The sequence below is a fragment of the Streptomyces sp. ADI95-16 genome, assembly GCF_003721495.1.
GTDB lineage: Bacteria > Actinomycetota > Actinomycetes > Streptomycetales > Streptomycetaceae > Streptomyces > Streptomyces goshikiensis.
The window spans coordinates 1,388,426-1,415,263 of the sequence record NZ_CP033581.1 but is presented as its reverse complement, the minus strand read 5'-3'; the positions used below and the strand labels follow the sequence as shown (position 1 = coordinate 1,415,263).

The 26,838-nt window shown below is 67.9% G+C and carries 23 protein-coding genes; 9 read left to right on the top strand and 14 right to left on the bottom strand.

Features of this window, described 5'->3' with window-relative positions; translation table 11 throughout:
- Nucleotides 1-14 precede the first annotated feature (14 nt).
- Both trxA and pstS read left to right on the top strand, forming a co-directional pair.
- Entirely contained in the window at nucleotides 15-341 is a 327-nt protein-coding gene (trxA, locus tag EES41_RS05780; RefSeq protein ID WP_123076233.1) for a thioredoxin, read from the top strand.
- 162 nt (nucleotides 342-503) lie between these two features.
- Nucleotides 504-1,634 (top strand): phosphate ABC transporter substrate-binding protein PstS, encoded by a 1,131-nt coding sequence (pstS, locus tag EES41_RS05775; protein WP_123076231.1) that lies wholly within the window; start codon nucleotides 504-506, stop codon nucleotides 1,632-1,634.
- A 60-nt stretch (nucleotides 1,635-1,694) separates the two neighbouring features.
- Here the strand turns inward: pstS and EES41_RS05770 are convergent, their stop codons facing one another.
- Nucleotides 1,695-2,069: a helix-turn-helix transcriptional regulator gene (locus tag EES41_RS05770; protein WP_123076229.1), complete on the bottom strand. Its 375-nt coding sequence runs from the start codon at nucleotides 2,067-2,069 to the stop codon at nucleotides 1,695-1,697.
- A gap of 164 nt (nucleotides 2,070-2,233) precedes the next feature.
- On the opposite strand from EES41_RS05770, the gene EES41_RS05765 reads away from it, so the two are divergent.
- From EES41_RS05765 to EES41_RS05755, 3 genes are all read left to right on the top strand, one after another.
- Nucleotides 2,234-2,902, top strand: a complete 669-nt coding sequence (locus tag EES41_RS05765) for a three-helix bundle dimerization domain-containing protein (protein WP_123076227.1) — start codon at nucleotides 2,234-2,236, stop codon at nucleotides 2,900-2,902.
- A 243-nt stretch (nucleotides 2,903-3,145) separates the two neighbouring features.
- Nucleotides 3,146-4,168 (top strand): substrate-binding domain-containing protein, encoded by a 1,023-nt coding sequence (locus EES41_RS05760; RefSeq protein WP_164495758.1) that lies wholly within the window; start codon nucleotides 3,146-3,148, stop codon nucleotides 4,166-4,168.
- Nucleotides 4,169-4,310: 142 nt separating this feature from the next.
- Nucleotides 4,311-5,081, top strand: a complete 771-nt coding sequence (locus tag EES41_RS05755) for a sulfite exporter TauE/SafE family protein (RefSeq protein WP_254211328.1) — start codon at nucleotides 4,311-4,313, stop codon at nucleotides 5,079-5,081.
- A gap of 133 nt (nucleotides 5,082-5,214) precedes the next feature.
- Here the strand turns inward: EES41_RS05755 and EES41_RS05750 are convergent, their stop codons facing one another.
- Genes EES41_RS05750 through EES41_RS05730 form a run of 5 tightly spaced genes read right to left on the bottom strand, consistent with a single transcriptional unit; the run spans nucleotide 5,215 to nucleotide 9,790 of the window.
- The gene (locus tag EES41_RS05750) at nucleotides 5,215-5,997 is read right to left on the bottom strand and encodes a response regulator transcription factor (RefSeq protein WP_123076223.1); all 783 of its coding nucleotides are present in this window, start codon (nucleotides 5,995-5,997) and stop codon (nucleotides 5,215-5,217) included.
- 50 nt (nucleotides 5,998-6,047) lie between these two features.
- Nucleotides 6,048-6,896, bottom strand: a complete 849-nt coding sequence (pstB, locus tag EES41_RS05745) for a phosphate ABC transporter ATP-binding protein PstB (protein WP_123082290.1) — start codon at nucleotides 6,894-6,896, stop codon at nucleotides 6,048-6,050.
- Nucleotides 6,897-6,948: 52 nt separating this feature from the next.
- The gene (gene pstA, locus EES41_RS05740; RefSeq protein ID WP_123076221.1) at nucleotides 6,949-7,863 is read right to left on the bottom strand and encodes a phosphate ABC transporter permease PstA; all 915 of its coding nucleotides are present in this window, start codon (nucleotides 7,861-7,863) and stop codon (nucleotides 6,949-6,951) included.
- Nucleotides 7,860-8,810, bottom strand: a complete 951-nt coding sequence (pstC, locus tag EES41_RS05735) for a phosphate ABC transporter permease subunit PstC (RefSeq protein ID WP_123076219.1) — start codon at nucleotides 8,808-8,810, stop codon at nucleotides 7,860-7,862. Before pstC ends, pstA begins: the two co-directional genes overlap by 4 nt.
- A complete protein-coding gene (locus tag EES41_RS05730; RefSeq protein WP_123076217.1) occupies nucleotides 8,807-9,790 on the bottom strand; it encodes a PstS family phosphate ABC transporter substrate-binding protein in 984 nt (327 codons plus the stop codon). The genes pstC and EES41_RS05730 overlap by 4 nt, the downstream gene beginning before the upstream one ends.
- Nucleotides 9,791-10,183: 393 nt before the next feature.
- Between EES41_RS05730 and EES41_RS05725 the strand changes: the two genes are divergently transcribed.
- Nucleotides 10,184-12,235, top strand: a complete 2,052-nt coding sequence (locus EES41_RS05725) for a PhoX family phosphatase (RefSeq protein WP_254211327.1) — start codon at nucleotides 10,184-10,186, stop codon at nucleotides 12,233-12,235.
- 129 nt (nucleotides 12,236-12,364) lie between these two features.
- The gene (locus tag EES41_RS05720) at nucleotides 12,365-13,390 is read left to right on the top strand and encodes a phytase (protein WP_123076212.1); all 1,026 of its coding nucleotides are present in this window, start codon (nucleotides 12,365-12,367) and stop codon (nucleotides 13,388-13,390) included.
- A gap of 66 nt (nucleotides 13,391-13,456) precedes the next feature.
- Here EES41_RS05720 and arsM read toward each other — a convergent pair whose 3' ends face one another.
- The gene (arsM, locus tag EES41_RS05715) at nucleotides 13,457-14,272 is read right to left on the bottom strand and encodes an arsenite methyltransferase (protein WP_123076210.1); all 816 of its coding nucleotides are present in this window, start codon (nucleotides 14,270-14,272) and stop codon (nucleotides 13,457-13,459) included.
- Between the two features lie 150 nt (nucleotides 14,273-14,422).
- On the opposite strand from arsM, the gene EES41_RS05710 reads away from it, so the two are divergent.
- The gene (locus EES41_RS05710) at nucleotides 14,423-14,728 is read left to right on the top strand and encodes a helix-turn-helix transcriptional regulator (protein ID WP_254211326.1); all 306 of its coding nucleotides are present in this window, start codon (nucleotides 14,423-14,425) and stop codon (nucleotides 14,726-14,728) included.
- 11 nt (nucleotides 14,729-14,739) lie between these two features.
- Entirely contained in the window at nucleotides 14,740-15,216 is a 477-nt protein-coding gene (locus EES41_RS05705; protein WP_254211325.1) for a GNAT family N-acetyltransferase, read from the top strand.
- Nucleotides 15,217-15,313: 97 nt separating this feature from the next.
- On the opposite strand, the gene EES41_RS05700 is transcribed toward EES41_RS05705, so the two are convergent.
- The 7 genes from EES41_RS05700 to EES41_RS05665 form a co-directional block, all read right to left on the bottom strand.
- Nucleotides 15,314-16,729, bottom strand: coding sequence for a hypothetical protein (locus EES41_RS05700; protein WP_164495757.1), 1,416 nt, complete (start codon nucleotides 16,727-16,729; stop codon nucleotides 15,314-15,316).
- A gap of 160 nt (nucleotides 16,730-16,889) precedes the next feature.
- Complete coding sequence (locus EES41_RS05695; RefSeq protein ID WP_123076204.1) at nucleotides 16,890-17,153, bottom strand: helix-turn-helix transcriptional regulator; 264 nt, start codon at nucleotides 17,151-17,153, stop codon at nucleotides 16,890-16,892.
- Nucleotides 17,154-18,421: 1,268 nt separating this feature from the next.
- A complete protein-coding gene (locus EES41_RS05685; RefSeq protein ID WP_164495756.1) occupies nucleotides 18,422-20,317 on the bottom strand; it encodes a TniQ family protein in 1,896 nt (631 codons plus the stop codon).
- Nucleotides 20,314-22,230: a TniQ family protein gene (locus EES41_RS05680; RefSeq protein WP_123076197.1), complete on the bottom strand. Its 1,917-nt coding sequence runs from the start codon at nucleotides 22,228-22,230 to the stop codon at nucleotides 20,314-20,316. The genes EES41_RS05685 and EES41_RS05680 overlap by 4 nt, the downstream gene beginning before the upstream one ends.
- Entirely contained in the window at nucleotides 22,227-23,489 is a 1,263-nt protein-coding gene (locus EES41_RS05675; RefSeq protein WP_123076195.1) for an AAA family ATPase, read from the bottom strand. Before EES41_RS05675 ends, EES41_RS05680 begins: the two co-directional genes overlap by 4 nt.
- Nucleotides 23,486-25,783 carry a DDE-type integrase/transposase/recombinase gene (locus EES41_RS05670; RefSeq protein WP_123082288.1) on the bottom strand — a complete coding sequence of 766 codons (2,298 nt, stop codon included), beginning with the start codon at nucleotides 25,781-25,783 and terminating at the stop codon, nucleotides 23,486-23,488. The genes EES41_RS05675 and EES41_RS05670 overlap by 4 nt, the downstream gene beginning before the upstream one ends.
- A 2-nt stretch (nucleotides 25,784-25,785) precedes the next feature.
- Complete coding sequence (locus tag EES41_RS05665; protein WP_164495755.1) at nucleotides 25,786-26,667, bottom strand: TnsA-like heteromeric transposase endonuclease subunit; 882 nt, start codon at nucleotides 26,665-26,667, stop codon at nucleotides 25,786-25,788.
- Nucleotides 26,668-26,838: the final 171 nt, after the last annotated feature.

Genomic DNA, 26,838 nt, shown 5'->3' with positions numbered 1-26,838 from the left:
GAGGAGGCCGCATCATGGCCCTCAAGAGCGTGACCGACGCATCCTTCCTGGAGGACGTCCTCCAGAGCGGCAAGCCCGTGCTCGTCGACTTCTGGGCGGCCTGGTGCGGCCCGTGCCGCCAGCTGACCCCCTCGCTCGAGGCCATCGCCGCCGAGCACGGCGAGAAGATCGAGATCGTCAAGCTGAACATCGACGAGAACCCGGAGACGGCCGCCGCGTACGGCGTCATGTCCATCCCGACGATGAACGTCTACGTGGGCGGCAAGGTCACCAAGACCATCGTCGGCGCCAAGCCCAAGGCGGCCCTCGAACGCGAACTCGGCGAGTTCCTCACCGTCTGACGGGCTTTCCACGATGCCCCCTGCGCCCCAACCGGCCGTAGGGGGCATCGCCGTTGAACCCCCGCAAGACAGCTGTTGTTCTCCTTCCATTCCCCTGCACGGCCGCCTTCATCGGCAAGCATCTATCCATTCCCCCGGTGTGCATGGAAGGACGAAACGAACGTGGAATTCCGACGCCGACTCAGACAGCGTTCCCTGGCCATGGCGGCCACCCTCGCCGCTGGCACCCTCCTGCTCAGCGCCTGCTCGCTCCTCGGCGGCGACGACGGCACCGGCTCGGCCCAGGAGACGGGTGCCGTCCGGGCGAACATCGAGTGCGCGGAAAAGGGCAAGGTGCTGGGCGCGGGTTCGACCGCGCAGCAGAACGCGATGAAGCTCTGGACCAAGACGTACCAGGACGCGTGCAAGCCGGTACAAGTCGCCTACTGGGCCCAGGGATCCACCGCAGGCGTGTCCAAGTTCCTTCTCGGGAACACCGCGTTCGGCGGCTCGGACAGCCCGCTCAAGCCTTCGCACGTCGAGCAGTCCCAGCAGGTCTGCCCCGGGGGTCGTGCCATCGACCTGCCGATGCTGGGCGGGCCGATCGCGATCGGCTACAACCTGTCGAACGTGCCCGACCTCGTTCTGGACGCCCCGACGCTCGCCAAGATCTTCGACGCGAAGATCACCACGTGGAACGACCCGGCCATCCAGGCCCTGAACCCGGGGGCGGCACTGCCGGCCCTTCCGATCAACGCGGTTCACCGGACCGACGGCTCCGGCACCACCAAGAACTTCGCCGCATACCTGGCCGGGGCCGCCCCGAAACAGTGGCCGTACACCCCGGAGAACGAGTGGAAGGGTCAGGGCGGGAGCGGGGCGAGCGGTTCGGAGAACCTCGCCAACCAGGTCCAGTCGACGGACGGCGCGATCGGCTACTTCGAGCTCTCGTTCGCCACAGCGCGCAAGATGCACACGGTCAAGATCGCCACGGGCGCACCGCAGCCCGTCCCGGCCAGCGTGGAGACCGCAACGGCCGGCATCGCCACAGCAGAGCTGGTCGGTGAAGCCGGGGACCTGACCCTGAAGCTCGACTACGCGACCAAGAACGATGGGGCGTACCCGATCGTCCTGATCACCTACGAGATCGTGTGCAACAAGGGGAACAAGCCCGAGACCCTGCCTGCCCTGAAGTCCTTCCTCACCTACACCGCCAGCGAGAAGGGGCAGGCCGTCCTCGCCGATGCCCATTACTCCCGGCTGCCTCCGGTCATCCTCACCAAGGTCCGGCAGGCCATCGAGACACTGTCCTGACCCGGGGCCCGCTCCGCGCGCGGCGTCGGTGGCCAGAGCGGAGCCGTACGGCGTGGTGGTTCAGTGAGCCGACGGCTCGAGTATGTCCCGCAGCTTGCGAAGCCCGCTGTGGTTCACCGAGTACCAGGACCAGGTACCGCGGCGTTCTTTGTTGAGCAGACCAGCGTCCGTCATGAGCTTGAGGTGATGACTCACAGTCGGCTGCCGGAAGCCGAGGCACTCGGCGAGGTCGCACACACACGCCTCACCCGTCGGCGCCCGCTCGATCAGGCGGAAGATCTGCAGCCGGGTCGGGTCGGCGATGGCCTTGAGCATCCCCGCCAGACGTTCGGCCTCTTCACGGTCGATGAGGAGGCAGGCCAGGCCCGGGCTGCAGGTGTCCGCCTCGGCCTCTTCCCCCACCGCGTTCGGGGTGCCGTATGCAGTGATACTCATCTATCCACCATAAGCGGGACCCCTGCCGCTTCCCGGGCCCATAAGGCCCGCTGGAACACGTGTTCACCTACAGTTCACTTTTTCTGCAGCCTATCCAGAACATAGACGGACGCCTATTCTTAATGGCAGGGGGTGGTCGGCGCCCCGTGTCGAGAGAGCTGCCCATGAACAATCAGAACGGCCTCGGCCCCTCCACGCCCCCGCTGCGGGACCTCCGTTCCGTGCTGGGACGCATCACCCGTCGGCTGGCCGTCCGCCACGCCCGGAGCTTCTCCCGCCCGACGGTCGAGCGGTACGTCGAGGAGTGCGCCGTCCTCCTCGCCAGGCGGGCCCGCCTGCCCCAGCACCTGCCCGTCCTCGTCGAGCGCTTCGCCGACCAGCGGCTGTCCGCTCTGGCGCGGGGCGCGGGTCTCACCCCCAAACCGGTGCCCGAGGTGCTCTTCGTCTGTACCGAGAACGCAGGCCGCTCGCAGCTGGCAGCCGCACTCCTACGGCATCGCGCAGGTGAGGCGGTGCGGGTGCTGACCGCCGGCTCGGAGCCGGCTGCGGACATCTCGCCCATCGTCCTGCGGCTGCTGGCCGAACTGGACCTCGACGCGGGCGAGGAATTCCCCAAGCCGCTGACCGACGAGATCGTCGACGCCGCGGACGTCGTGGTGACGCTGGGCTGCGGCGACGCCTGTCCCGTGCTGCCCGGCCGCCGCTATCTGGACTGGGACCTGCCCGAGCTCGCCGGCCTGGACATCGAGAGCGCCCGGTCGGTACGCGACGCGCTCGTTGGACGCATCCACACGCTGGCCCTCGAGCTCACCCAGGCCGACTGGAAGACCTGATTCCCTGCGGGGCCGGTGTTCGCCATTGCCTGCAACAGGTAGTCGGCGGATGCTTCTGGCCGTCTCAGGCATTGCCGGGTGCATCGCCCAGAGCTATCCGCCCTGCTCGGAACGGCCCTGTCCGCCTGCCTCTGTGGCTTTCTCCCAATCTTTCGCCCCGCACCCGTGGTGGTTCCGTGGGTGTGAATGAACATCGGGCCGTCCTCTTGCGCCCGGATAGTGGCATGCCTCTACCTTCCTGGCATGACTGAACGAGTACGGGAGCGGCGGCGGGCGCTGCGCTGGTCGCAGGAGGAGCTGGCGGATGCTGCCGGTGTGTCGCGGCAGTCGGTCGCTGCGGTGGAGTCCGGGCGGCAGGTTCCTTCGGTGACGGCCGCGATCGGGCTTGCAGCGGCTCTTGGCTGCACGGTTGAGGAGCTGTTCGCCCCTGCCGGCGGGGATGTGTTCGCTTCCGTGCTGGCCGATGAGGGCCGGCCCGCGGTGGGCACGCCCCTCGCCGTGGCCCGGGTCGGTGACACTCAGGTGTGGGCGCCTCTGGGTGAGGCGGACGGGCACGGTTTCGCGTTGGCGGACGCGGTCTGGTCGGAACGGGGCCCGCAGCTGCTGGACGGTGCGTCGGTGGATGGGTTCGTTGTAGCCGGGTGTGAGCCCGCCCTCGGCATGGCCGCCGCAGCTGCTCCGGGCCGTGGCGCCGGTCGGCTGGTGGTGGTGCATGCCTCCTCGGGCCGGTCGCTGACCGCGCTCGCGGCCGGGCGGGCGCACGCCGCTGTCGTTCACGGCCCGGCGGACTCTCTGCCACCGGTGCCGGAGAGCGTGGCGCGGTGGGAGCTGGCCCGCTGGCCCGTCGGCCTGGCCTTTGGCGGGAGTGCGCCGGGGCTGGCAGATGTCGGTGCCGGGCGTGTCCCGGTGGCCCACCGCGATGCCGGGGCCGGATCCGAGCAGGCCTTCCGTCGCGCCCTCGCGGAGGCCGGGGCATTGGACCGGGTCGCGGGACCGGTGGTCTCGGGGCATCTGGCGTCGGCGCGGATGACCCTGGCTGGGCAGGTTGCGGCCGGGGTGACCACGGCAGCCGCCGCGGCCTCGGTCGGTTTGGACTTCTCCCCCTGGGAGGAGCACGTCGTGCAGCTGTGGGTCGACCGGCGGTATGTCGAACACCCGGGCATGTCGACGTTGTTGCAGGTGTGGTGCTCGCCTCGGGTGAGTGCCCAGTTGCGCCGGCTGGGCGGATACACGCTCAGTGGCGCCGGACAAGAGGTGAACGCGTGAACCGCATCGACTCCGTTGGCTTCGGCCACGGGATCCCCACCGAGCTGCGAGAACAGTCGGTCACGGGCCGCGTGCGCGGGGGAACGGCGTGATCGACGTGGCACCGGACAAGAGTCTGGCCAGAGCCGCACGGGTGCAATCGGTGCCGCTGGTGTTGGCCGCCGGCGCCTCGGTCGGCGTGCTGGGCGGGATGATCGGCCTGGGCGGCGCCGAGTTCCGCCTCCCGATGCTGATCGGCATGTTCGGGTTTGCGGCGCTGTCGGCGGTCATCCTGAACAAGGCGATGAGCCTGGTCGTCGTGATCACCGCCCTGCCCGCCCGCCTGGCAGCCGTGTCATTCGGCGAACTCGGCGCCCACTGGGCGATCGCCGTCAACCTGCTCGCAGGAAGCCTCCTGGGAGCGTGGGCGGGGGCATCGTGGGCGGTGAAGATGCGCTCCGCCACCCTCTACAAGGTCCTCGCGGTCCTCATGGTCGGCATGGCCGCCGCCCTCGTCCTCACCCACACCACCGCGGTCGGCTCGCTCGAACTGCCGGTTCCCGTGCAGTTGGTGGCCGGAGTGATCGCCGGCTTCGGGATCGGTGTGGTCGCCGCGATCATGGGAGTCGCGGGTGGAGAGCTGCTGATCCCCACAATCGTGCTGCTGTACGGCGCCGACATCAAGCTGGCGGGAAGCCTGTCCCTGCTGGTGTCCCTGCCCACCATGCTCGTCGCGTTCGCCCGCTACAGCCGCGACGGCAGCTTCGCCGTCCTCGGCGCCAACCTGCGCTTCGCCGCTCTCATGGCAACGGGTTCGATCGTCGGCGCGCTCCTCGGCGGCCTCCTGCTCGGAGTGATCCCCGACCTCGTCCTCATCCCCGCACTCGCGGTCATCCTGCTGATCTCGGCGGTCAAGGTCGCACGCCACGGCTGACTACAGGCTTGAGTCGAGATGGCGGTGCCCAGGGGTGGCGCAACGCGAGCCGGCCGGCGGGGCACCGCCAAGCAGCCCGCCGGCCGGTGTTTGTGGGGCGCCACCTCACGAGGAGGCGCCTGACTTTGCGGCTCTACACGGTCGGGCTCGGCTGCAAGGGCAGAGACAGGGACGAGCCCGTTGACGGCGTCGGCTTGCACTCGAGCCGGTAGCCCATGCCGCGGATCGCGTCGATCGTGCAGCAGGTGCCGGAGCCTTCCTTGAGCCGGTTGCGGACCCGGCGCACGTGGACCGTGAGGCTGTTGCTGTCCAACGCCTCCACACCCCACAGCGCCCGCGTCAGCTCGGCACGGGTGACCAGCCGGTTCGCGTTCTCCATCAGGTAGCGCAGCAGCATGAATTCACGTACCGGCAACTGGAGCGAGCGCCCGCGTACGTAGACGTGAAACCCGGCGGGATCAAGCTCGATGTCACCGACAACCAGAGTTTCCTCGGACTGCCGCCCCAGCCGGGGGAACATCAGCAGCGGCAGGATCTCCTCGGCCCGGTAGGGGCGGGCGACGAAGGCGACCGCGCCTGCGGCCACCGCCGCCGTGGCCTCGTCGGCTCCCTCCGCTCCCGCACCGACGATGACGGGAACCGGATGGAGCCGGGCGATCAGTTCGGTGACCGCCGCAGCCCCCACCACGGGCAGCGGGGCACCGAGCAGCACGGCGCGCGGGTGGTGCACTCCCAGCTGGAGGAGGGCTTCCGCGCCGTCGTGACAGACGACGGTCTGCACCCCCGACTTCGCGAAGCGGGCTTCTGCCGTAGCGGCCAGCGCTTCGTCGGGCTCGGCCAGCAGCAGGTCGGGGGCGTTGCTGTCGTTACGGGCGCCGGCTTTGGATGCCGGTGACCGCCGTGCGTCGGGTGTCACCCGGGTACTCCTTCACGTGATGCGCGCAAAGGCCGGCGGAGCTGGATCGCTCAGCCGAAGCGGCCGGAGATGTAGTCCTCGGTGCGCTGGTCGGAGGGGTTGGAGAAGAGACGAGCCGTCTCGTCGTACTCGACGAGCCGGCCGTGGCGTACGCCCTTGTCGTCGACGTCGGCCGTGAAGAAGGCCGTGCGGTGCGAAACGCGAGCGGCCTGCTGCATGTTGTGCGTGACGACGATGATCGTGAACTCCTGGGCCAGGTGCTCCATGAGGTCCTCGATCTTGGCCGTGGCGATCGGGTCGAGGGCCGAGCAGGGCTCGTCCATCAGGATCACCTCGGGCTTGACCGCGATGGTGCGGGCGATGCACAGGCGCTGCTGCTGGCCGCCGGACAGGGCGAGCGCCGAGGTCTTGAGCTTGTCCTTGACCTCGTCCCACAGCGCGGCGTGGGTGAGGGTTTCCTCGACGAGGTCGTCGAGGTTGCCCTTGAAGCCGCCGACCCGGGGTCCGTAGGCGATGTTGTCGTAGATCGACTTCGGGAAGGGGTTGGGCTTCTGGAAGACCATGCCGATACGGCGGCGGACCTCGATGGGGTCGACGTCGCGGCCGTAGAGGTCCTCGTTGTGATACAGGACCTTGCCGGCCACGCGGGCGGAGGGCACGAGGTCGTTCATGCGGTTGAAGCAGCGCAGCACGGTGGACTTGCCGCAGCCCGAGGGGCCGATCATCGCGGTGATCTGGCGGTGCCCGATGTTCAGGTTCACATCGCGCACTGCCTCGTGGTCGCCGTAGAAGACGGACAGGCTGCCGACCTCGAAGACCGGGCTGGCGAGCGAGGGTGCCTCGCGGAAGGCGACGCGGGGAGTCCTGGTGCCGCCGGGGGCGTCGGGCGGAGGGGTCATGGCGGTCTCCTGCGGAGAGTCGACGGGCGGATCGAGCTGTGCGGTCATGGCGTCACCAGGTGCGGGAGTAGCGGTTGCGGAGCCAGATGGCCACGGAGTTCATGGCCAGCAGGATCACCAGGAGGATCACGATCGCGGCCGAGGCGAGGGCGACGAACTCGGCCCGGGACTGGCTGATCCAGTTGAAGATCTGGATGGGCAGGACCGTGAACGGGCTCTGCACGCCGGTCGGGTTGAACGTGATGAACGTCAGCCCGCCGAGCAGCAGCAGCGGGGCCGCCTCGCCGATCGCGCGGGACAGGGCGAGGATCGCACCGGTCGCCATTCCGGGCACGGCAGCGGGCAGGACCTGGCGGCGGATGGTCTGCCACTGCGTGGCACCCAGCGCCAACGACGCCTGGCGGATGGACTGCGGGACCGCGCGGATCGCCTCGCGGGAGGAGATGATCACGACGGGCAGAACCAGGAGCGACAGCGTGAGCGACGCGGTCAGGACGGTCTGGCCGAAGCCCAGGCCGCGGGAGATGACGCCGAGGCCGAGGATGCCGTAGACGATGGAGGGGACGGCGGCGAGGTTCTGGATGTTGATCTCGATCGCCCTGTTCCACCAGCGGTCCGGATCGGCGTACTCCTCCAGGTAGATCGCGGTCAGGACGCCTGTGGGCAGGCAGTACACGGCAGTGAAGCCGATGACCCACAGGGTGCCCATGATCGCCGACTGCGCGCCGCCCTGGGTGGGGTCGATCATGTCGGGAAAGTTCGTCCACAGCCGCGAGTCCAGCCGCGGCCAGCCCTCGGCGACGACGTAGGCGAGGAGCCCGATGAGGAAGACGACGCCTACGGCCAGCGAGGCCAGCAGGCTCAGGTGGAAGAACCGCTCCCGCCACGGGGTGCCGCGCCCCTTGAAGCGGGGTGCGCCCGGGTGGTCCGAGACGGACGTGCCGCGGTCGAGGACGTTGGAACTCATTCGTACACCTCGCGGTACTTGCGCACCAGACGGATGCTGACCAGGTTCATCACGAGGGTCATGACGAACAGCAGCGAGCCCACGGCGAAGATGGTCTGGTAGCCGGTGGAGCCGGTGGGCTGGTCACCGATGCCGGCGGCCGCGATGAAGGCGGTCATGGTCTGCATGCCTTCGAGCGGGTTGAAGGACAGGTTGGGCTGTCCGCCCGCGGCGAGGGCGACGATCATCGTCTCGCCCAGGGCCCGGGAGATTCCCAGGACGACGGCCGCGACGATCCCGGAGAGGGCGGCGGGGAACACGACCCGTGTGGAGACCTGCATCCGGGAGGAGCCCAGGCCGAAGGCCCCGTCGCGGAGCGCGCGGGGCACCGCGGACATGGAGTCCTCGGCCATGGAGGCGATCGTCGGGATGATCATGATGCCCATGACGAACCCGGCCGCGAGCGCGTTGAAGACCTGCGGCCCGTCGCCCGCCGGCCAGATGTCCTGGAGCAGCGGGGTGATCGCCTTGAGGGCGAAGAAGCCGTAGACGACCGTGGGGATGCCCGCGAGGACCTCCAGCACCGGCTTGAGGATGTTGCGGACCCGGCGGTTGGCGTACTCGCTCAGGTAGACGGCCGAGCCCAGCCCGAGCGGTACGGCGACCAGCAGGGCGATCGCCGTGACCATGAGGGTGCCGCCGACCAGCGGCAGCACACCGAACGAGGGCGGCTCGAAGAGCGGCGCCCAGTTGGTGCCGGTGATGAACTCACCGAATCCGACCTCGCCGAAGAACTCGCCGGCGGGCGGGATCAGGGCGACGACGATGCCGACCGTGGTCAGCACCGAGACCAGGGAGGCGGCCACCAGGAGGACCTTGATGGCCTTCTCGCCGTAGCGGGGCTGGGACCGCTTCAGGAAGCCGGGGCTTCCTGAAGCGGACCGCTGCCCGGAGAGGGAGGAACTCACTTGTGGGCGGCCTTCAGCTTGTCGAGGGCGGCCTTCAGCTTGGTCTCCTGCTCCGCGTTGAGCGGCACGAACTGGGCCTTCTTGGCGATCTCCGCGTGGTTCTCGACGTAGTACTCGACGAACCCTTCGACCTCCTTCTTGGCGAGGGAGGCGGCGTTGGGGTAGATGAACAGCGGGCGGCCGAGCGGCGCGTAGGTGCCGTCCTGGACCGTCTTCACCGACGGCTCGACGCAGCCCTTGCCGCCGTCGATCTTCAGGGCCTTGAGCTTGTCCTTGTTCTCCTCGAAGTAGGACAGGCCGAAGTAGCCCATGCCACCCTTGGAGCCCGAGACGCCCTGCACGGTGACGTTGTCGTCCTCGCTCGGGCTGTAGTCGGTACGCGAGGCCTTGCTCTTGCCGTTGACTGCCTCGGTGAAGTAGTCGAAGGTGCCCGAGTCGGTGCCGGCGCCGAAGAGGACGAGCTTCTCGTCCGGGAACTTCGGGTCGACCTGGTTCCAGTTGTTGACCTTGGAGCCGGGCTCCCAGATCTTCTTCAACTGCTCGACGGTCAGGCACTCGACGAAGTCGTTGTCCTTGTTGACCACGACGGACAGACCGTCGTTGGCGACCATGAACTCCTCGAACTTGATGCCCTTGGCGTCGCAGGCCGCCTTCTCGGCGTCCTTGATCGGACGGGAGGCGTCGGAGATGTCGATGTCACCGCGGCAGAACTTCTCGAAGCCGCCACCGGTACCGGACGTGCCGACCGTGACCTTGACCCCGGGGTTCTTGCCCTGGAAGAGCTGCGCCGCCACCGTGGACAGCGGCGCCACCGTGCTGGAGCCGTCGACCTTGACCGTTCCGGCCAGCTTGTCCTTGGTGTCGCCACCGGCCCCGCTGGAACCCGCGTCGGCCCCGCCGCACGCGGTAGCAACCAGCATGACGGCGGCCGTCAGGGCTGCGGGCACCGTGGCCCTGCGCAGCGAAGAGGAAATGTTCACGACTCTCGACCCTCGTGTCTGCCGGGCGTGCCGGCGATCTGGATCAGGGCGCCTGGGCGCTCCGTTTCGGACACTTGGATCGAAGCTCGCCTATATGAACGGCGGGTGTACGACGGGGTCTACATGAATGAACGATAGCCGGTCATCTATATAGATGGATCTTGATCAAATGTGACCGCCTGCGTTCGGTTCGATGATCTTCGTGACGTCGGCCTCGCGCACCCGGCGCAGGGTCGCGCCTCACGGGTCGTGCGCCTCCCGATCGGCGCCAGAGTTCGACCGCTGTTCACCGTCCGGCTGGCTGGGCGCGGCCGGAATCCGCCTAGCGTCGTGGATCGAAAGTCACCTATGCAAGGTGGCTGCAGAAGTCAACCGACTGTGTGGAGGAATAGCGTGTCCGATCAGCCCGGCGAGCACAGAGGTGCCGAACTTCCCCTGCTCGCCAGCCACAACACGGCCAGGTCGGCCCTGACCTGCCAGTACCGGTGCGGCAACGCCTGTTCCCACGAGGCCCCCAACCGCTCCTTGAACGCGTACTTCGGTGACGTGGTACAGCGCGCCCTCTCCCGCAGAGGCATCCTCAAGGGAGCCACGGTCCTCGCGGTCGGCGCGAGCGCGGCCGGGCTGGTCGCCACGCCCGCCGCAGCCACAGTGCCCGCCCGGTCGGGCCGCCCGCCCCGCGGCCTGGACTTCGAGCCCGTCCTGCCGAACACCGCCGACGCCGTGACCGTCCCCGAGGGCTACGCCCAGCAGGTCGTCATCCGCTGGGGCGACCCGGTCCTGGCCCGCGCCCCGCGCTTCGACGCCCGCAACCAGAGCGCGAAGGCCCAAGCCCTCCAGTTCGGCTACAACTGCGACTACATGGCCCTGCTCGACGCCCCGCGCGGCCGCGACCACAAGCTGCTCGTGGTCAACCACGAGTACACCAACGAAGAGATCATGTTCTTCGGCTACGACCCGGCCAACCCCACCCGGGAACAGGTGGAGACCGCCTGGGCCGCCCACGGCCTGACCGTCCTCCTGGTCCGGGCCGACCGACGATCGGGCCGCCTGTGGCCGGTCCCCGGCGACAGCATCAACCGCCGCATCACCGCCACCACCCCGTTCCGCTTCACCGGCCCGGCCGCCGGCAGCGACCTCCTCAAGACCGCCGCCGACCCCACCGGCCGCACGGTCCTGGGCACCCTCAACAACTGCGGCGGCGGCATCACCCCCTGGGGCACCGTCCTGTCCGGCGAGGAGAACTTCAACCAGTACTTCGCCAACGCCGCGGCCGTCACCGACCCGCTCGCCAAGCAGCGCCTGGCCCGCTACGGCCTGCCCGCCGGCGCCAGCCAGCGCGGCTGGGAGCGGTTCGACGACCGTTTCGACATCGCCAAGGCCCCCGATGAGCCGAACCGGCACGGCTGGATCGTCGAGATCGACCCGTACGACCCGACGTCCACCCCGCGCAAGCGCACCGCGCTGGGCCGCTTCAAGCACGAGGCCGCCGAGCCCCGCCTGACCCGCGACGGCCGCGTCGCCCTTTACATGGGCGACGACGAGCGCTTCGACTACCTCTACAAGTACGTCTCGACGAACGCCTTCCGGAAGGGCGACAGCCGCTCGGCCCGCGAGCACAACCTGCGCCTGCTCGACGAAGGCACCCTCTACGTCGCCCGCTTCACCGGCGACAGCCCGGCCGCCGAGATCGACGGCACCGGCAAGCTCCCCGCCGACGGCGCCTTCGACGGCTCCGGCGAGTGGATCCCACTCGCCACCGGCAACGTCTCCCACATCGAAGGCATGACCGCCGCTGAGGTGTACGTCTTCACGCGCTTGGCCGCCGACAAGGCCGGCGCCACCAAGATGGACCGCCCCGAGGACGTCGAGCCGCACCCCCAGACCGGCCGCCTGTACGTCGCGCTGACCAACAACAAGGACCGCGGCGCCACCGGCAAGCCCGGCGTCGACGAGGCCAACCCCCGCAAGGGCAACAAGCACGGCCACATCCTGGAGCTCGACGAGCACCGCTCCGACGCCGCCGCCCGCACCTTCCAGTGGCGCCTGATGCTGGTCTGCGGCGACCCCGCCGACCCCTCCACCTACTTCGCGGGCTACGACAAGTCGAAGGTCAGCCCCATCTCCTGCCCGGACAACATCGCCTTCGACGAGCACGGCAACCTCTGGCTCGCCACCGACGGCAGCGCCCTCGGCTCCAACGACGGCCTCTTCGCCGTACCGGTCAAGGGCCCCGAGCGCGGCCACGTCAAGCAGTTCCTCACCGTCCCGAAGGCGGCGGAGACCTGCGGTCCGATCATCACCGAGGACCGCATCCTCATCGCCGCCCAGCACCCGGGCGAGGCCGACGGCTCCACCACCGAGAACCCGGCCTCGGTCTGGCCGGACGGCCCGGGCAGCATCCCGCGCCCGTCCGTCGTCTCGGTCTGGAAGAACCGGCACTGAAATCCCTGTCCCGGGCTGCACCCGCGCAGCCCGGGGCAGAGGGCCTCAACCGGTTCAACTGCCGTTCACGCCGCGCTCGCCGGGCCTCCCTAGCCTCCTCCTGTCCATCAACCGACCGAGGGGAACCCGGTGTCCTTCACCGTCTCAGTCCGCGCCGCCGCACTGCCCGCCGCCGTCCTGGCAGTCCTGGCCCTGCCGGCCGCCCCCGCACACGCGGCGGCCGTATCCGTCACCGCGACCGTGGAGACCGCTCCGGTCTCGCACAGTGGCGACGCCGCAGACGACCCCGCGATCTGGGTCCACCCGACGGATCCCGCGAAGTCGGTGGTCGTCGGTACGGACAAGAAGGGCGCGCTGGAGGTCTACGATATGACCGGCGCCCGGATCCAGCGGATCAGCGGCGACTACGGCAACAACGTCGACCTGCGCGGCAACATCGTGGTCTCGGCGGACGACGAGGCCGCCAGCGGCAACGGTGCCATGCACATCTACCGCATCGACCCCGCGACCCGGAAGCTCACGTGGCTGAAGGACGTCCCCACCGAGGTCACCGCACACGGAATCTGCCTCTACACCTCACCGGCCTCCGGGAAGCTGTACGCCTTCCCCAACTCCACCTCCGGCCGCGTCGAGCAGTGGGAGCTCGCCGTCAACGGCGACTCGGTGACCGCGACCTCCGTCCGCCTGTGGGACGCGGGCTCCGCCGTCGAGGGCTGCTACGCCGACGAGACCACCGGCAAGCTCTACCTCGGCGAGGAGGACGTCGGCGTCTGGATCTACGGCGCCGAGCCCACCGCCGGCGCCAGCCGCACCAAGCTCGACTCCACCGGCTCCGGCGGCCACATCACCGCCGACACCGAGGGCATCACCGCCGCCGGCAACCGGATTTACGTCTCCTCCCAGGGCAGCAACGACTTCACCGTCTACGACCGCACCACCCGCGCCTACCTCGGCCGCTTCTCCGTCGCGAACGGCACCGCGGCCGACGACTGCGAGGACACCGACGGCATCGACGCCACCGCCGCCAACCTCGGACCCGCCTTCCCACAAGGCGTGTTCATCTGCCAGGACGGCTCCAACGGTGCCCCCGGCGCCAGCGGCAACCAGAACTTCAAGTTCGTCCCGCTCCAGCGCATCACCGCCCAGTTCGGCTGACCAGCCCGGGGGCGTCGGCGGTCCCGCCGACGCCCATCTGCTCCCAGAAGCACAGCCACCCGCCGGTCAGCCGCAGCAGGATGTCCCACTCGGTACTGCCCCCTCCTGGCCGACCAGCGGCAACTCGCCGCTCACCGTCGTCGGCTTGACTGCGCGGACAATGGCGGAGTGCATGCCGTCGGCCACCGCGTGGGTCGGCGTGATCTCCACGTCGGCAAAGCCGGCGGCCTTCAGCCCTTCGCGGTACTCGCCGAAGGACAACGCTCCGGCGATGCATCCGACGTAATCTCCGCGCTCCGCCCGCTCGGCGGGCGTGAGGCGGTCCTCGGCGACAACGTCCGAGATCCCGATACGCCCGCCCGACACGAGGACCCGGTACATCTCCGCGAAGACGGCCGGCTTGTCGACGGACAGGTTGATCACGCAGTTGGAGATGACCACGTCGATGGTCTGCGCGGGAAGGGGGATCGCCTCGATCGTGCCCTTGAGGAACTCCACGTTGGTCGTGCCCGCCTTCCTCTGGTTCGCCAGGGCCAGCGCGAGCATCTCCTCGGTCATGTCCAGCCCGTACGCCTTGCCGCTCACCCCGACCCGCCGGGCCGACAGCAGTACGTCGATGCCTCCGCCGGACCCCAGGTCCAGCACTCGCTCGCCCTCGCGCAGCTCGGCGACGGCCAGGGGGTTCCCACAGCCGAGCGACGCGGCCACCGCCTCGGCCGGCAAGGCGTCGCGCTCCGTCTCCTCGTACAGCCCGGACCCGAATTTTTCGTCGATCTCGACGCTTCCGGACCCGCAACAGGCCGTACCGCCCCCGGAGACCTGGAGCGCTGCCGCCGCGTAGCCGACACGGACCGCTTCGCGAAGATCAGCCTGATCACTCATGGCGCGCTCCTTTATCCACCACTTCGAGGCTTATGGAGTCAACGATGGACCTCACATCGACAAACGTCAACATAGAGATCGATCAAAACAAGGCTCTTTCACTTCTCCCTTTCATCGACTATCGTCGATAGTCGATGAAAGGGAGTTCCTTTGACCGCTGCCCGCCTGACCGACGAAGACGCTGCCACGTACGCGGGCTGGTTCAAGGCCCTGGCCGATCCGATGCGCGTCCGGCTGCTGCACCTCCTCGCCGGCGAACTGCGCCCCATGACCGTCGGCGAGATCACCGAGCACCTGCCCATCGGGCAGTCGACCGTCTCCCACCACCTGAAAACCCTGGCGGAGGTCCGCTTCGTCCTCGCCGAGCGGCACGGCACCAGCACCCGCTACGAGGTCAACACGGCGTGCCTGGACTGCTTCCCCGCCGCCGTACGCGCGATCCTGGGGCGCCCATGAGGATCATCCCGATGACCGCCGACCACGGCGAGCAGGTCCTGGTCATCTACCGGGCGGGCATCGGCGAGGGGAACGCCACCTTCGAAACCGAAGCACCGGACTGGCGGACCTTCGACTCGGCCAAGCTCCCCTCGCACCGGTTCGTCGCCACCGACGACGGCGACGAGAAGGTCCTCGGCTGGGTCGCGGCGAGCGGGGTCTCCGACCGCTGCGCGTACGCCGGCGTGGTCGAGCACTCGGTGTACGTCCACCCAGCCGCCCGCGGCCGAGGAGTCGCCCGCGCCCTCCTCGACGCCCTGATCACCTCGACCGAAGCCGCCGGCATCTGGACCATCCAGTCCGGCGTCTTCCCTGAGAACACCGCCAGCCTCGCCCTCCACCAGCGCGCAGGCTTCCGCATCCTCGGCACCCGCGAACGCATCGGCCGCCACCACGGCCGCTGGCGCGACGTCATCCTGCTCGAGCGCCGCAGCCTCAAAGACTTTTGAGGCTGCGCAGGCGGCAGCCAGTAGGAGCGTGGGGGCGTCATCCTGAGTGCGGCCACCAATGGCCGGCCGGAGTTGCCGGACGCCGACCGCCGGACACTCAGCGTCGCATCTGCCGAGGCGGAGCTGTCGCTGTGCCCGGCTCTTGGAGGGCCAGCATGACCTCATCGCGAACCTTCTGCCTGTCCTGAGCGGACCGTAGTCGCAGCCGTCCGTACCGCGTCAGGTGTGGTTCGAGCACATCCCGCATACGTCTGTAGAGGTCGGGGTGGCGACGGCCGAGTTCCTCCCGGGCCTTCCGAGCCGCCGCGGTGAGCAGAGGTTTGTCAGGATGTGCGTGCTCGGCGATGCTGATGGCATCGTGCACGGCGTACCGCAGACGCCGGTTCTCGCCGTACCGCTGGAGCAGATTCCCGAGCAGGCGCCGTCGTCCCGTCAGTTCCCTGACTTCGCGGAGCGACTGTGGGCGCAGGTCCTCCCAGGCCAGGGGGACGAGGCTTTGGGCGGAGGGGCTGAGAGCTCCCGGTGCCACCTCGGTCTGGAGCTGCTTCAGGTGCTGGCGCCAGCGGTGCAGGAGGAGCGGATGGGATAGCGCGTCAGCGCGATCGGCTTGCGTACTGGCGTCTTGAAGCACCCGGAGCCGGAACTCGTTCTCGTTCATGCCGTGGACGTGCAGGGCGTCCCCACGAAGGGGAGCGTGCAGTAGGCCGCGTGTTGTGGCCCGCTCGATGGCGCCATGTCTGGTCCGGACGGGCGCTGATGCCTCCGGCGGCAGGCCGGCGGCCGCCGCGTACTCGGTGAACAGGGCATGGAAGTGCGGTTCGAGGTGCTGAGCGAGCCACAGGAGCGTCTGCTCTCGCGGATCATCCGTGCCCGGCGAACCGGGAAGAACCCCTGCGGCAGTGAGCTCCTCCGTACGACGTCGCTGAAACTCCCGCCGGGCCTCCTGCGCGCGCTGCGCGACGGCCGTGTACTGCCAGTCGAGGTGTTGCGCTTCTTCGTCCCACCGGCCGATAACGAGGCATCGTTCCTCGCGCCGGATCTGCAGGTCGTGCTGTGCATATGTCAAGGCGTCGATGGAAGCGGACAGCCGATCGGCGTCGTAGAGGAGTTCGGTCAGCCCTGAGCGCTCGACTCCACATGCCTCTGCGACCACCACCTTGGCGTGGTCCAGGAAGCTGAAGGTGATGAGGTCGGCGAGCTCGTTCCGAGGAAGTCGCCAGGGTTCGTTGTGCGGCACTGGAACGGCTCGCAGCCCCGGGCCGGTGAACGACGGCGCAGTTGCCTCGGGTCCGCCCCTTTTGGGCCGCGTTGCGCGGAGGCCGAAGCGAACATTGAGGTAGCGGGACGAACGGCCGCGGTGGAGAACGTTCAAGGGATGGCCGCGCAAGCTCAGGCAGGGCTGGCCCTTGGACGCGTCGCAGGTGGGGCAGTCGACTGAGCGGACGTCGGTGGACGAGAGGTGCCAGGTCGGCTGAGCCGTCGGCCGGGATTGCGGAGAGATATGCGTGCGCATGCCGCGACCTTGGCACCCTGCGCAAGAAGTGCCGCAGCAGTGCTTGAGGTGTACCCCCGCATGGCCGACCAGAGTCGAGCTGTGATGCGGCATGCGAAAGCGTGTACGCATCTGTTCACCCGTCAGGGTTGAAGCGGAAACCAGAGTGCCGGTCGGCCTGCTACGGGGTCGGGGGGAGAGGTGGCGCGTGCCCCTGGCACATCAAACCCAGGATGTCGCCGAGGGGTGTGCCGAGCGCGTGTGCGATGGCATGCCAGGTGCCCAGACTGCCGACGGTCCGTCCCTGCTCGATCTCGATCAGGGTGCGGCGCGCCAGACCGCTGCGCTCGGCCAACTGGTCGTAGGTCCATCCGCGCGCTGCCCGGAGGCGAGACAGCTCCAAGCGGAGGGCCTCGAGGTTCGGGTCCGGCGGAAAGATCGTCACTTGGCTATCGCACGGTTCCGACCCCACTTCTGTCAGTGCAGACCTCTGCCCTATTTGGCAGTATCCGCGCAACCGTGATGTCGCTGCGGGCCGCTCTGCCGGCGTGGACGCCGGTGTGCGGCTCTGGGACGAGGAGAAGTGTGATGAAGCAGGTTTGGTCCGTGGCCATCCGGCCCGGCGACTACGGTCCGGTCGTCAGCTGCCAGAGCTGCGGTCGCGTGAGCGGCAGTAGCCGGGATGTGCGGTCCGCGGCCTTCGGGCATCTGGCGGAGCACGCCCGGCGCGAGGCCCTGCCGCAGCATCTGCGGGTCTGCCGATGCTCCGAGCAGGGTTGCCGCTGGCACCGTGGCCGCGGTCGGTGCCACGGAACGCTCGAACTCGTCCTCGTCAGGAGCGAGGGCGGGCGCCGCTGGACGCTGGTGGAGGCATGCCTGGCGTGTGCCCGGGCGACGGAACAGGCTGCGGTCATCCCCTCGACCGTTCAGGCGGACCGGCGCACGCTCGCCCCCGGCGTCTCGCCTCCGCTCGGCTACCGCCACGGTGACGCCCAGCGGAGGCGGGTGGCCTACCTACTCAACTACCTTGCATCGGCGCTTGATCCAGCTGTGGGAGCCCATGCGCGACTACTGGCGGTTCAATGCGCGTTGCGTGCTTCGCGGGCGGGCGGCGTCCGACTTCCCGCAGGTCTCCTGCGCGGAATGGGTGTGCACCGCGTGAGCCCGTGGCGGGAGCTCGAATTCGAGGGGTGGCTGCGACGGGCCGGGTACCAGCCTGCGAGCAGCTGCAGCTCTGCGGTGGAGGCGCAAGTACTCGATGGCGTGGCACTCCTGCAGAGTCCGGGGAGGGCCGACCGTGCGCGCTCCGCCGACTGGGCTTTGCGAACGACGGCGAGAGCACGGCATCTGGGTGCGTCCGCATCGGAAGAGCTCCTCCTGCTCGTACTGGCGGCTCATGTGCCGCCCGGGGCGAAGGCGGGGGATGCCGAGCTCGAGAAGCTGGCCCGCTGTTGCGCGATGCCGGCAGTGTCGTTCCCGCACGTGCTGCGCGCACTGCACAGGAAGGGAGTGGCCACGTCGTGGTCGGTCACATTGGACATGCAGGACGTGAGCTGGTCACAGCCAGTCCGGGTGGCCGTGCCATGACTGTGCCCAGGTGCCGAGGAGTACCTCACGTCCACGGTAAGCCCCCGTCGCAGCCTCGACCGTGCGGTGGGCCAGGATGGCCGGCGTCCGATCGGCTGGAGGCTGCTCGCGGGGAGTGGCTGGCGGCTACCGTAGAGGTGGCGGAGCTTCATTGCAGACCCGGGCGAGGTCGTCGGCGTAGTCGTTGATGCGCTGTAGGAAGCGGAGTCTGGCCCCTTTGCGGTTGCCGGGGGTCTGCAACTGCCCGATCGCAGCGACCAAGGGCTTGGTACCTTGCTGAGTTGTGCGAAGAGCTTCGACCGCCGGGCTGTGAAGGTGGTCGCCCTGGGTGACTCGAGCCCATACGAGCGCGGTCACCGCAGCCCGGGTCAGGGGGGACTCTGCGTTGGCAAGACGGACCAGGTCCGCTGTGAGGGCAGCAAGGTCGTCGGCAGGGATCTGCCACGTACTCAGCGATCGACGGCGTGCGGCGAAATCCACATGCCGTGTGTCATGGTCCAACCCCCGTGCGACCATCTCGACGGCGGTGTCGAACAGCGGCCACAGGCCGTCGGGCAGCAGGCTTCGCTTGAGTACGGTCAGGCTGCGTTGGGCGGTGGTCCACGGTATTCCCAGGATCGCAGCGCTTTGTGGCCAGGTTCCACCGCCGGCCATTTCGACGAGCCTGAGGGAAGCTACTCGGCGTAGATGGCGTGGTTTCCAGGTATCCCCGGGGCTCCATCGGGACGTCAAGTCGCCAAAGTGCGCGGCGCTCCAAGCCTCCGGCAAGAGCGCGGGGACATGGTCGACCCCGAAACGGCACCGGCGTGCGGGAATGTGCTGCCTGACGTGGTGATGGCCACCAGCACGGGTGAAGCCAAGGGGCCGCTGGATCAGGGCTTGCGCCAGGTCTGACGATACTTTCATCCGTCGGAAGGCGGCACCGGTGTTGGCGTCGTTGCGCATGAACGCGGCGGCGGCGAGCGGCTGGATCCGCTCGCGGAGGGCCGGACCGTCCTGGCCGCGGTCGCCGAGCAGGGCATCGGCGGCCAACAATAGTGCTCCGCACTCGGCGGGGTCTTGGGGGGCGGCCCATGCATCCCGGACGCGCCTGCCCGGGTTGCGGTTGTTATGGAAGCCGTTCCAAGCGGTGACGTGGCGGGCGATCAGGTCGGAGACGGCGGTGGAGGAGGCGAAACGTGCACTGTCAGGCCAGCTGAGCCGGATGAGTTGCGCGGCGGCGATCAGATCGGAGAAGAAGTGCTGTTCTGGGTTTGAGTGTTTGTCGCTGGTCGCGGGCGATTGCTCGGTGGGCGTCAGATGCCGGTCGATGCGCCTCTGTAGGGCGAGCATTTTGACAAGTTCGCTGTCTGGCTGCTCGGCTACACAGGTCTTCCGGTCGAGTCGCGCTGCACACAAAGGTGTTCGGATGTCGGTGCTGACAGTGCCGTCAGTGAGGTGGTGCCGGCACTGGGCTGGGTGTAGTCCACCGATGGTGCGCTGTGTGATGAGCCCTTGGCGCTCGGTGTTCGAGGGCTGGTTCGGGAGGCCTCCGCACTGCGGACATCCAAGCTCCAGGAGGCGGCCGTGGGCTGTGCACGCGAAGGAGACCGGGATGTGCCAGCGCAGTCTCCACGGCCCGCCATATGAGTTCTGGATGTCGCTTCCGTCCCCGGCGAGGCAGTTGGGGCAGTAGCGGCTGGAAAGGTTGAGAGCCCAGGTGCGCCGGGCGGAGGCCATGTTGCGGCTGCCGGCCAGACGCATGGTGGCCAGCGGCGGATAGGAGGCGGCCATGGCTGACAGAGTGAGCGCATCGGCTTCACCCTTGCGTAGGGAAGCAGCGACCTCAAGAGCCACCGTGAACTCCGCAGGCAGGCTGAGCAAGTATTCAACAGGCAACCGGTGTTGATGACTGCTCAGCCCGCACAGCGCGGCGATCCTCGCCGGTGAGCGATCCAGCCGGTAGGCCAGCCGCAGGAGAAGACCTGGCAGGGACTCTTCCGGCAGCGGGGCGAGGCTTCGCGCCAGCGGGCGTGTCGTCAACGGACGTGATCCTTTTGCTGCACGGCAGTGGTGGAGGCCCAGTTCGGCACTTCGATTCGCAGGTCAGATCCTTCGTCGCAGGCTCGGGCGAGATGGGCAGCGCCGGCCGCGAGCCGAGTTCTCAGAATCACGTAAGACGGCCTGCGTTGCCTGCTGTTCGCGAACAACGCGGTCTGTTCGGTTACCCGGCGGGGAGAATCTGCGGTGGAGCGGCGGTGCGTCAAGGTCGGGCTGTGAAGGTAGCTTGCCTGGTTGACCATGCTCCAGATGACGGCCTCGCCGACTCGAGGGTCTCCAGTCGCCTGACGCTGCTCAAGGCCGGGGATCCCGTCGCACAACGCCTTCCAATCCGCGAGTGAAAGACGCCACTCTGCTGTTGAGCGGCGACGGTGGGCGTAGTCAACGCGATGGTCCTGTCCATGCAAATTATGTGCGACCAGGTCGACCGCATCCTCGAACATGGGCCAAAGACCAGGATCAGTCAACTGCTTGCCCAGTACATTCATCGTCCGGAGGGCGCTGTTCTCAGGAATCCCGAGGGATTCTGCACAAGCCTGCCATTTCTGACCGCAGACCAATTCGGCGAGCCTCAATGAGCCGGCCCAGCGCAGGTGGCGTTCCAAGATCGGGGTCAGCTGGGGCAGGCGGTGTAGGAGAGGCTGGAAGTAGGCGTCGAACCACTCTCTTGGAAGGAGGGGAGGGATTTCGTCGGTGACGAATCGATACGAATTCGGGACGATGCGCAACGTGGAGCGGTTCTGGAACCCGTAGATGCGCTGTGCGGTGGCGCGCAACAAGGTGGATGAGACATCGCTGTCCTTGAAGAGCTTACTGCCGCTGGAGGTGGACCGGCGGTACAGCTCGCGCGCAAGCGGCTCGATCCGCTCGCGCAGGGGGACAAGATCCCGATCGCCGAGTGCAGTCGCGGCTGCGAGCAGCAGAGCCGAGGTCTGCGCCGTGCTACCGGGGGCGCTGCGCCGGATCTGCGGTCTGCGTTGGGATGGGTTATGCACGTAAGCCGTGGCGTACTCGTCCACGAGGTCTGCCAGCGTGGTGGAGGGCAGGAGCGAGGCGCCCTGTGGCCAACTGAGCGTGATCAGGCGCGCGGTTGTGATCAGGTCGGGAAAGTAGGTGTGCGGTGTCTGACCGTCGGCAGTACCGCCCAGTCGGCCTGGGGCCAGCCGCAGGTTCAGGTTGTGCTGGAGGTCAAGGACGTGCTGCATGTCCAGTGGCGACAGTGCAGCAGCAACGTCCCTCGGGGCGTCCAATCGTGCGCCGCATGGCACGGCGCGGGCCCACGGCTTGGGCGGTGGTCCGGGAGCACGGTTGCGGCACTGGCCCGGGTGTAGTCCGGAGACGTGGGGAATCTGGACAAGACTGTATCGCCTGATGACGCGTCCGCTGAGCGGCTGGGTGCACCGGGGACAGGTGTTTTCCAGGAGGCACAAGTGCTGCGTGCAAGCGAATACGACGGGCAGATGCCAGCGCAGTTGCCAGGCACCACCGAAGGCTTCCTGCACGGGACTGCCGTTCCCGCGCAGGCAGTGGGGGCAGTAACGGCTGTCGGGATTCACGGCCCAGTTGATGTTGAGCTTGGACCCGATGTTTGCCTGACCAGCACGAAGCCTGGCGAGTGGTGGGTAGGTTCTAGTGAGACTTTGCAGGGTCAGAGCCTGAACCTCGGGCACGGTCAGGTGCGCGGCCCGGGCCAGATGTTCGATGGCATCCGGGCTCAGCCCGCGAAGCTGCTCCTGGGGGATGCTGTCGCTGCGGCAGGTCAGACCGCACAGGGACGCCACGCGGTGGGGAGTGGATCCCATTCGATAGGCCAGGCGCAAGAGGAATCCGGCCAGGGATTCGCCGGGCAGCGGATCAAGGCTGCGCGCGAGCGGACGGAGAGCAGGTTGGTTCATCCGGCGGACTCTGCTGCCGGACCCGCGTCGTCGTAGACGGTGTTCCTGCTCTTCGACTTCTTCCTCGGACGCGAATCGACCGGCGGGATCAGCGGCTGTTCCCCGGAATCGGCGTCCAGGCCGGGAAGATCAGTCAGGCTGACGGCACAACGGTTCAGCAACTCCTTGCTCAGACGCTCACTGCCTCCCTCGATCGCCACCCGACAGCCCCGCTGGACCAACTTTTCGAGGAGTCCAACCACCCCGTTGGTCCGCTGGAACAGATACTCCGGCATGGATCCGGACGTGAGCATGCCGTCGGTGTCGTGCAGGAGCCGCAAGCTCTTCTCCAGATTCGCCAGGTGGTCAACCCAGGCCCTGATCTGCCCGGGAGTGTCGTAGCCGAACGGCTGTAGATCGATCATCTCGAAGCGTCGCTCATGCTGGGCCGCAGCATCCGGATTGGGACTGCGCCCCCGGTCCTTGACCGGAGGGACGACCCACTGCTTGGCGACTGGATCGAACTGACCGCGGCGCAACAGCCCTGAAGTGGGGATGCCGACCCCGACCAGAATGAGCGTGACGGACATACTCATCACCTCCAAGAGAAGGTCCAAGACGTCCTGGTCGCTCTCGCGGTGGAGTTTGAGACGGGTGATGTCGTCAATCACGAGTGCTTTAGTGGCGTGTGCGGTGATGGCGGCGTTCACCGTCCGGATCAGATCTTCCTGGCGCATGTTCTTGTAGTCCTCGCCATAGAAGTCGAGGATGCGCTGGCAGGTGGAGACAGGAGTCGCCTTGACCGGGCAGCGCACATACGCGACGGGAGCCAGGAGGTCCCTGGTGCCGGCCATGGCCTCCGGATTCATGTACTCGTTCACCTCCAGCCACTCCTCCTCGAACTCCGCCAGCGCCGCGCAGACCGTCTCGGTCTTCCCCTGGGCACCCCCGCCGTTGACCATGACCCCGGTACGGATCCCGGCCTTGTGGCTGTAGGCACCGTCCTCGATGCGTGCGTTCACCAGCCACACCACGGCCTCGCCCATCGGCGTGGACTGCACCGGCAGACTGCTGTGGGTGGCCAGACGATGCAGGTCGTGAATCCGGCGCCGACGAGGCGCCAACTGCAAGTAGTTCTCAAGGCTCAATACGGGCGCCGGCACGAAAAGCTTGCGGGTTCGGACCCAACGCTGCCAGCCCTCCACCCGAGTCCGGTCGATGGGCGGCCCGGGCAGGAACGAAGGAACTGCACCGCCGGCAGGCTGCGTCGGCTTGCTCACAGGTGGCCTCCAGGCTCATCGGCGCATTCCTGCTCATCGTCGAGCAAGTCCATCAGGCTGGGCCTCCGCAACCGCTGGCCGAGGGCGGACGGCGCGGCCGCTTCCTCGACAACCGCCTCACGCCGGCGCCGGCGCTCACCATCAATCGCGGCCTGGCCCTGCTCAGCCCGCTCGCGCCACCGCAGCGCGACGACATTGTCCACGTCACCGCCCAGGCGGGGCACAGACGATGCCACCTCGTCGGAGCAGGCGGCGGCAGGAGGCGGCTTTGGCCGGTCGGCTGCCGCTGCCGAGACCCGGGCCTCTTCGCGGGCGTGCTCCGTCCGCTGTGCCTTCGTCAGGCGAGTCGGCCACTGATCCACGGGGACACTGCCTCCGATGAGGTCCAGCAAGATCGGCAACAGATCCTTGTCGGACTTCGGCTTCAGGCCCCGGTTGCGCAGCTCACGCATCACCTGCCGCACACGGGCGTCACTGAACGCGGGCATCCTGCCCTCGTCCGGAAGCCCCACCCAACGCAACTGATGCCATTCATGGGTGAGCGGGTCCTGAAAGAAGACGAAACACGGGTCGCGCGGATCCCGGTGAAACACATACTTGTCCTTCGCCTCCCCGCCACGGCCTGAAAGACGGAAACGCCACTCGTCCAGCGCCTCCCCGTCGTACCAGAGGTTCTTGATCTTCACGCCGCGCCGACCGTGAATCATCACCCGATGGGTAGGAAGCAGTTGGTAGTACAACTCCGCCGGTGGAATCTGCAGCGCGAAACCGCCCTGCGCCATGGATGCGGCGAACAGAGTATTCGGACTGTGATCGCCAGCAGGATCCCAACTGGGCGCGTAAGAACCGAACCTGCGGTTCTGCCAGATCTTGACAACCCAGGTGGCAATCAAGTGCTCCATCTCCGCCACCGTGAGGCACGCGTCACCCTCTGGATCGATGCCGCGATCCGAGCTGTCGATGCCCTGATATCCGGGAAGAATCCGGAACAGCAGTGACTGGACCGCGCCGAAAGCCCGCTCCACCGCCTGCTTGTCGGTCGGCCGCAGCACCCGACTTGGCCGGATCGTCGCGCCGATCACCCGCTGCACCTCGATCAGGTGGTGATTCTTGTAAACCGACCCATGGTCGGTGGTGACGGTCTCGGGAGCAAAGAACGGCAGCCCGGCGACCTTGCCGCCGCTGAACCCCGCGATCACGGTGCCGGGAACTCCGGGATAGGCCCACTCCATCTCCTCGCCCCAGTCCGGCCGCATGGGCAACGGCATCATGACGTCCCGCAAGATCATGGCGACGTCGATCGAGGTGTCCGACACCAGCGTGAGCCGGAAAGCGACGATCGAATGCGTATATACGTCCAGAGCCAGCGTGAGATGCACTGAGACCGGATCGCCGAAGACCTGCTCACGGACCTTGACAGGGAGCACCGTCGTATCGAGTGCCACCACTTGGCCGGGCCGGCTCACCACCACGTGACGCCCCGTCGCCACTGCCTGAGCGCGAGCGGCTGAAACGGCATAGCGCTGACGCGCTCCGGACGGTCCGAACCACTCCTTCCACACCACCCGGAGAGTCTCGTAACTGGGTACGGGTTCGTCCTCCCCGAACTCCTCGCGCACGTACTGATGGATCAGCCGTTCACGGTCCTTCGCCGTCAACTTGGAGCGGTGCAAAGTCTCATGACGTACGGCAAAAATGGCCTCACGTACCGCGGTTGAGATGTGACGGCCGGTCGCCTCTCGCAGCCACCGGTCGTCAGCACACCCCACAGGACCGAAGCGGCGGCGGCCCAGATCCCAACGGATCAGAGTTCGGTAGCTGACCTTGTCCAGGCAGTGGGCGGCGGCCAGATCCGGGTTGCGCACCGACTCCTGTCGCAGCTCCCTCACCTTGGCATGACGGCGCTCTGTCAACGTGGTGGACTGCGGGTCGTAGCGCGGCTTCGGCTCTCCGGGCAGGGCGTGAAGTGGGTCACCGCTGCGGAACCCGGTCTCCACCTCCCGCAGGTGGTCCACTCGCAGCATCACCAGAGCACGCTTTCCCGGCGGCAGGTCGAGAACGCCCTTTGGCTGCCTTCCGCGGCTGGCGGCCGGAAGGTCCTTCCTCGTCCGTGTCGACGGCCGGATGCTCGGGTGATGCATCAGCTGCCGCACCGACGTCTTCCACGGCTCATGCTCGGGCCGGACCAGCACCACTTTCCCCACTTGGGGCTCGAACGCCTCTACGGTCCACGGCGCGCCGTTCACGACGAACTCGTTCCCGGGCGACAGGTCCCAGGCAACTGCAGCGGTCACCGTCACCACCCCCCGGTCACGGCGCTGAGAACGGGGGACAACCGGATCGTGCTGGCATCAGTCAGAGGGCCTGAGATCCGCACGCCCAACCGGCGATGCCACAGCAGATGGACTGCGTGCGCCCGGGCAACGGCTTCCAGGCTGCAGCGTCCCACGAGGGCACCGAATGGCTGCGGTCCGTCTTCGGCGGCCAGAAGCAACTGTTCCTGTAGTTGCAGTGGATCGGTCAAGTGCCTTCGCCCCGCCGAGAAGGTGTCGATGAGACCTACTGCCTGGTCGTGCCAGCCGGAAACCACCGCGTAGTTCCACCCGGCAGCCAGGGCAACCTCGGCCGCCGCGGCGAATTTGACCTCGTCCTCGGGCGCGACCCGCTTCGCTGGCCGCACGTCGATGAGCCACGGTGTGCCGTCGGTCAGCAGGAGATAGTCAGGCGTGTGCTCGACACTCCCGTTGACGGTCTGGAAGCGCAGACGGAACGGCTGAGCCAGAGCCTCCACAAGTGATCCTGAGAAGTCCGCTGCCAGAAGGAGGAGTTCCTCCTCGAAGCTCTCGAAGCCATGGTGGCGTTCGGTACTGACCAAATATCCAAGGCCGGGACGATGCCACTGATCAGTACGCCAAGTGAAACGGCGCACTGGAACAGTCGAGAGCAAGTCGATCTCGCCCAGGTCCCTAACGGCGCAGCCGACCAACGTACGTCCGAAACGCCACGCTGTGGTCCAACGAGCGGTCCAACCCGGCGTCGTGACGAGTTGGCCGACGGCATCAGCCGAGATGGAATGCATTCGGGCGAGGTCGTGCAGGGTCGATGTGTCTGACCAGGGGTCGGCGGCGCTCGCTGCGTCAACGGGGGCGTGATTGAGCAGCAGGGGCTGGGGAGCCACGTTTTCGCCTTACATGCCAAGAGTGCGGTGGGATTTCGAAGATCATCGCACGGGTCTTCCGGCTGTCCGTAAGGCGTCTCAAGGCGCGGGGAACCCAGTGGTGCGGCCTGCGGCAGACGCCGCGACACCCTGCCGAGCCCTCACTGATCATCCCCTGGATGGGGCCACAGG